Genomic DNA, 6,111 nt, shown 5'->3' with positions numbered 1-6,111 from the left:
CGATTCAAGTATCGGTTCAAATCCCCCCGCACGATTTCATGCCCGTCAAGATTCCAGATCTTCAATTAGCTTGGGAACGCCTGCCGTCAGCACCTCATGGCCAGTCAGCGTGACCAGCACATCGTCTTCAATGCGGATGCCGATGCCGCGCCAGCGTTCGGGCACGTCGGGCTGTCCTTCGGCGGGGGTGATGCCGGGGCCGATGTAGATGCCCGGTTCAACCGTCGTGACGTGGCCCGGCTCCAGGTTGTGGGCCGTGTCGCCGTGGGAATAGACCCCCACGTCATGCACGTCTAGCCCTAGCCAGTGCCCGGTTTTGTGCATGTAGAAGGGCTTGTATTTCTCTTCTTTGATAATTTCTTCGATATCGCCCTGGAGCAGCCCCAAATCCATCAGACCCTCCACAATGACGCGCACGGCGGTATCGTGCATCTGGCTGTAGGGATTGCCGGGGGCCACCTGGGCGATCGCCGCGAGTTGGGCCCGCAGCACAATGTCGTAGAGGATGCGCTGCTCCTCGGTGAACCTGCCGCTAATGGGGAAGGTGCGCGTAATGTCCGAGTTGTAATATTCGTAGGCGCAGCCCGCGTCGATCAGCAGCAGATCGTGTTCCTGCATCTGGCGCGTGTTTTCGGTGTAGTGCAGGATGCAGGCGTTGGCTCCGGAGGCGACGATGGAGGGATAGGCCGGGCCCAGTGCGCCGCTGCTCCGAAAGGTATGCTCGATTTCGGCCTGCACCTGGTATTCATAAACGCCGGGTTTGGCGTAGGCCATTGCCCGGTTGTGGGCGGCGACGGCAATCTCGGCGGCTTTTCGCATCCGCTCTAGCTCTGCGGGCGACTTGATCTGGCGGAGGGAGTGCAGCGTCGGGGCCGGATCTTCGATGGCGATGGGGCCCGTGCCGCGCCGGGGATAGCCGCGCATCAGCCGCTGCCACAGTCCGAGGATTTTGTCGTTAAAGCGGCGATCGCGCCCCAGTCGGTAGTAAATCCGGTCAGCTTTTTCGACATATTGCGTTAGCTTTTCGTCCAGTTCCTCAATCGGATATACCGCGTCGGCTCCAAAGCGCTCTTTGGCAGCCTCCACACCCACGCGATAGCCCGACCAGGTTTCCTTCTCCGGGTCTTTGGGTCGCACAAACAGCACAAAGCGATGTTCCTCATGGTGCGGAGCCAGCACGGCCACGGCTTCTGGCTCGTCGAACCCGGTCAGGTAAAAGAAGTCGCTGTCTTGCCGAAAGTTGTATTCGACATCGTTGTGCATCACGGCTTGGGGCGCACTGCGGAAAATCGCCGTGCCCTTGCCAATTTTGTCCATCAACTGCTGGCGACGCTGGGCAAATTCTGTCTGCATGGGAAGGGGGGAACGGAGGGATAACTGGCTGAGCCGCCCGACGCGGCGACCGGGACGACGCTGCCGCTGATAAATTCCATGCTAACGAGCGATCGCCCTAAAATCTGTAGCTCAGCAGTTCAATTCGGGCCCCTTCCGACGGCAGTTCTGAGCGGCGTAGCGTGATCGTGTCGCCGGGTCGCCGCACGGGCACGCCTTCCATCAGTGCCAGAAATTCGTCTACAGGCGAGATGTCGCAGGCATTGGGATCAGCCGCCGCTGTCCGGAAGTGCGTCGGCACGATGATGCGCGGATTCAGCCCCAGCACGGCCTGTCGAGCCTCCGCCGCGTTGTAGGCCTTGGGGCCGCCCCCCACGGGCACAAACAGCACGTCCGGTCGCCCGATCAGGATTTGCTGCTCGACTTCGATGGGAGCCGCCGCGCCGCCCATGTGCGCCAAGATCAGCCCGCTCTGGTTCCAGCGCCAGGTGACGTTAAACCCAAAGCGCCGCCCGCCCTGGCGATCGTGGGGCGATCGCACGCCCTGGATCTGCACACCGCGATACTCATAGATGCCCGGCTCTGCCAGCAGGCGCGGACTGCCGGGGAGTCCCTCCAGGGAACCCTCGTCAAACAGACGGCTGCTAATCATCACCAGGTCAGCCGCAACACGGGGGGGGCGATAGCCCTTGGTGCAGCCAATCGGGCGAAACGGGTTAACCAAAATTCGCAGGCCGCCGCCCGTAAACAAAAAGCAGGTGTGTCCCAACGCCTGAATCGTCACCGCATTGCTGGTCTGGGCTTGGGCTTGCTGGCTCTGGGATAGGCCGACGGTGGCGGCCGCCGCTGCCAATCCGCTGCCTGCATATTGAATCAACGTGCGCCGCTTCATGGTCTCCTCAGGGAAATGGGTAAGGCGTAGGGTGGGGGCGAGGGGATTGGGCTGTCGGTGGGGCCTGGCTCTTGGGTCTGGCTGGTGCAGCCTAACTATCCCTGGGCGATCGCCCCAGCCCATCCTCGCCGCAAAATTTGCATCTTTAAGCTTACAGTGATTGAGGCGATCGCCCAAAAGTTCCAATCGACGAGCAATGCGCCCCAGATCCCCGGCCCTTTACCTCAGCCTTCCATCAGCAGCGGCCGGAAGCCGTGCTTCAGCGACACCTGCCCAATGAGATCCATCTTCTCCAGCGTGATCTGGTTGCGCCCCCAGGAAAAATTGGTGTAGAGCTTCTCAAACTCCAGCAGCATGGACTCGGCAAAGCAGGCAAACAACTGGCGGGCCGGCACGTCCATGTTGACGATGTTCATGATTTTCCAGTCGATATCCAGCGAATGCTCCACGATGCCGCCGTTCAGCACATGCACGCCAGGATGCTGAACCTTCGTACCCAGGTTTTTGGGATAGCCGCCGTCGATCAGCAGGCAGGGCTGCTTCAGCGTGGTCGGGTCGATCTCCACGCCCTTGGGCATACTAGCCACCCACACGATGATGTCAGCTTCGGGCAGCGCCTCTTCTAGCGCCATGATTTTGCCGCGCCCCAGTTCTGCTTGCAGATTTTGCAGCCGCTCCTGATCTCGCGCAATCAGCAGCAGTTCTTTCACATCCGCACGTCCATTCAGCCAGCGGCACACCGCACTGCCAATGTCGCCCGTCGCGCCGCAAACCGCCACCGTCGCCTCCGATAAGTGAATCCCCACTTGCTTAGAAGCCTGCTCGACCTGGCGGCAGATGATGTAGGCGGTGTGGGTGTTGCCAGTGGTAAAGCGGGCAAAATCTAGCGTCACATCGCGCACCTGCTGAATTTGCGACAGGTTAAAATTCTCAAAAATAATTGAGGAAAAGCCGCCCAGTGCCGTGATGTTAATGCCGTGCTTTTGGGCGTGGGCCATGGCATTAATCACTTTGCGAGTGGCGGCTTTGATGCGGCGCGTTGCCAGCATTTCCGGCAAAAAGCAGGATTCCACATACTTGCCCTCGATCACCTGCCCAGTGGCGCTGGTGACCTTGATGTGATCGACGATTTGCGGCGGCGCGCTGCACCAAAAATCAAGCCCCTGATCGGCGTATTCGGGATAGCCCAGATCGCGGGCGACAGCTTGAGCGTGTTCCAGACTTGTCAGATGACCAATTAGACCAAACATTCAATATGCTCTAGGTTGCGAAAGGTAGGGCCCGGTGGGGCGAGAGAGAGGGGAAGATTGCGCCTGTGGCAAAGGGTGATTCTCGTAGGGAGTGCTTCGAGAATTGCCCTTTTCACAGACACGCCAAACAAACAGGACTGACGCACTTGCGATCAGTTTTCTAGATTTTGGACGATGTCTCTTGGGCTGTGCCTGCGAGAAGTCGTCCAACTGCGTAAGTCCTAACAGAAATCAGGGGACTTAACGTTCAGTGTCAGGCTAGGCAGTGTCTTAAAACTTTCTAGGTCGCTGATTGCCCTGAGTCGATCCCCCTAAATCCCCCTTAACAAGGGGGACTTCCGGAGCGGTTTTGTCCGTTTCCCCCCTTCTTAAGGGGGGCTAAGGGGGGATCAAAAGGTTTTAAAGCACGCCCTAGGATGCACCGTCGCGCCAAAAAACAAATTGAAGGTTAAGAAATCTCAAAGAGAATACTACACAAAAATGATTCCCACTGGCAGGGGCCAAAGGATAGAGTCGGCCATCAACCCAGAGCACATCAACCCAGATCACATCGATCCAGATTCAGTCGATCCAGATTCAGTCGATCCAGATTAGTCGATCCAGATTAGTCAACCCAGATCAAGCTGTCTGTGGATTAGGATAGGGACACATTTTAGTCTCTCGTCAATGCGTATCCAGTACACTACCAATGCTCGCGCAGAGCGTGAAGCGTTAGAAAAACTCGCCCCTCCCCCGGCCGTCGTCTGGGTCAATGAATTTAAGTCCGAAGCTGTCAAGCCTTTTTTGGAGCAATTTAACCGAGCAGTAGAATCCCTCCAGCCTGTGGTTCCGGTGCTGATCGATTCCTATGGCGGCGAAATCGACACGCTGATGGCGATGGTCGATATTTGTCGCTCGTCGCCCAAGCCGATCGCCACGGTTGTCATGGGCAAGGCCATGAGCGCGGGAGCGATTCTCCTTTCTTGCGGCTGGCACGGTTACCGCTATGCCGCCCCCAATAGCCGAATCATGATCCACGACTGCCTCACCGTCACCTTTGGCAAGGCCGGCGAGATCATTGCCGATGCCGACGAAGTGAAGCGGCTGAATGCCCTGCTGTATCAAATCCTGGATGAAAACTGCCAGAAGCCGCCCGGCTACTTTGTCGAGCAGGTGCATCAGCGGGGCCATGCCGACTGGTATCTCACCCCAGAGCAAGCCTTGGCGCACAACCTAGTGCATCATGTGAAGATTCCGACGCTCCAGGTGAATTTGTCCACGACCTATGAGTTTTTAGGGTAGCGGGGTGACGGCGGCTCGTGAGCTTCGTCGAACAAGGTGACGGGGCGAGAGAGGGAAAAAACGAAGAACGAAGAACGAAAAACGAAGAACGAAAACCGGAACTTCTTCGTTCTTCGTTCTTCTCTCTTCTCTCTTCCCTCTTCCCTCTTCCCTAAATCCTTCACTGCGCTAGTCCTACTCGACTCAGCAGCGGTGCGGCACTCAAAAGCGTTTGCGTATACGGGTGCTGCGGGTTGGCAAATAGCTCAGCGGTTGGGCTGAGTTCGACGATTTTGCCTGCATTCATGACGGCAATGCGATCGCACAAAAACCGCGCCAGCCAGAGGTCGTGTGTGATGAACAGGTACGTCAGGTCAAACTCCTGCTTGAGGTGCAGCATCAGATCCAGCACTTGTGACTGGACGCTGGCATCGAGCATACTCACGGGTTCGTCGCAGATCAGCAGCCGGGGGCGGGTGATTAGGGCACGGGCGATCGCCACTCGCTGCTGCTGCCCACCCGACAAATCGCCCGGATAGCGCTGGGCATAGTCTTCGGGCGGCGTTAGCCCCACCCGCTCCAGCATTTGCCACACCTGCTGCCTCGCGCCCACTGCGTCTGCCAGGTCGTGAATCAGCAGCGGGTCGGCGATGCTCTCGCCCACCGTCATCAGCGGATTCAGGCAGGCGTGGGGGTCTTGAAACACCATCTGCATCTGCCGTCGCTGTTTTCGCAGATCTTCCCGCGAGAGGTGCGTCAGGTCTTGACCCAAAAACTCAATCCGGCCGCCCGTCGGCTCCACCAGCCGCAGGATCGTCCGCGACAAGGTGCTTTTGCCGCAGCCCGACTCGCCCACCAGTCCCAAAATTTCTCCCGGATACAGATCGAGCGAGATGCCGTCTACGGCGCGGATGGCGGTGTCTTTCTTGCCTGCTAGGAGTTTGGCAACGAGGTTGGATTCCAGGGTGTAGTGTTTTTGGAGGTTTTCGAGCTTGAGGAGGGGCGCTTCTGTGGGTTCGGGGGTGAGCGGTTTAGAGGATTGGGGGGTTGCCTGGATGTGGAGGGCAGACTGGAGGAGGGACTGGGTGTAGGGGTGCTGGGGCTGGGTGAGGACGGTGGCGGTGGGGCCCGTTTCCACCACCTTGCCGTCGTACATGACGGCGATGCGATCGCAGTATTCGCCCACCAGCGCCAAGTCGTGGGAAATTAGCAGCAGCGCCATATCGCGTTCCTGGCAGAGGCGGGTGAGTTCCTGCAAAATTTGGGCAGACACGGTGACATCCAGGCTGGTCGTGGGTTCGTCGGCGACGATCAGCTTGGGGTTGAGCAAGAGCGCCAAGGCGATCGCCACGCGCTGCCGCATCCCGCCGCTAAATT

General features: G+C 58.6%; 5 protein-coding genes. 1 reads left to right on the top strand and 4 read right to left on the bottom strand.

All coding sequences use genetic code 11. The features are described 5' to 3' along the window. Positions 1-45 precede the first annotated feature (45 nt). The 3 genes from pepP to IGS51_RS06345 all read right to left on the bottom strand — a co-directional run bounded on the left by pepP (position 46) and on the right by IGS51_RS06345 (position 3,474). Positions 46-1,353: a Xaa-Pro aminopeptidase gene (pepP, locus tag IGS51_RS06355; protein ID WP_297077268.1), complete on the bottom strand. Its 1,308-nt coding sequence runs from the start codon at positions 1,351-1,353 to the stop codon at positions 46-48. Positions 1,354-1,450: 97 nt separating this feature from the next. Then, a complete protein-coding gene (locus tag IGS51_RS06350; RefSeq protein WP_297077266.1) occupies positions 1,451-2,224 on the bottom strand; it encodes an MBL fold metallo-hydrolase in 774 nt (257 codons plus the stop codon). A 224-nt stretch (positions 2,225-2,448) separates the two neighbouring features. Next, positions 2,449-3,474, bottom strand: coding sequence for a long-chain acyl-[acyl-carrier-protein] reductase (locus tag IGS51_RS06345; protein ID WP_297077264.1), 1,026 nt, complete (start codon positions 3,472-3,474; stop codon positions 2,449-2,451). A gap of 666 nt (positions 3,475-4,140) precedes the next feature. On the opposite strand from IGS51_RS06345, the gene IGS51_RS06340 reads away from it, so the two are divergent. Continuing rightward, a complete protein-coding gene (locus IGS51_RS06340) occupies positions 4,141-4,755 on the top strand; it encodes a ClpP family protease (RefSeq protein ID WP_297077261.1) in 615 nt (204 codons plus the stop codon). A gap of 160 nt (positions 4,756-4,915) precedes the next feature. Here IGS51_RS06340 and IGS51_RS06335 read toward each other — a convergent pair. After that, a partial coding sequence (locus IGS51_RS06335) for an ABC transporter ATP-binding protein (protein WP_297077259.1) occupies positions 4,916-6,111 on the bottom strand: 1,196 nt, incomplete at its 5' end.

The sequence above is a fragment of the Thermoleptolyngbya sp. M55_K2018_002 genome, from assembly GCF_015295965.1.
Classification (GTDB): domain Bacteria; phylum Cyanobacteriota; class Cyanobacteriia; order Elainellales; family Elainellaceae; genus Thermoleptolyngbya; species Thermoleptolyngbya sichuanensis.
Note: the sequence above shows the minus strand (reverse complement) of the source record. Positions and strands in the feature narration are given on the sequence as shown.

Excerpts from the sequence above, each read along its gene's own strand:
- pepP (WP_297077268.1), bottom strand. The coding sequence starts at position 1,353 with ATGCAGACAGAATTTGCCCAGCGTCGCCAGCAGTTGATGGACAAAATT.
- IGS51_RS06345 (WP_297077264.1), bottom strand. The coding sequence starts at position 3,474 with ATGTTTGGTCTAATTGGTCATCTGACAAGTCTGGAACACGCTCAAGCT.
- IGS51_RS06340 (WP_297077261.1), top strand. The coding sequence starts at position 4,141 with ATGCGTATCCAGTACACTACCAATGCTCGCGCAGAGCGTGAAGCGTTA.
- IGS51_RS06350 (WP_297077266.1), bottom strand. The coding sequence starts at position 2,224 with ATGAAGCGGCGCACGTTGATTCAATATGCAGGCAGCGGATTGGCAGCG.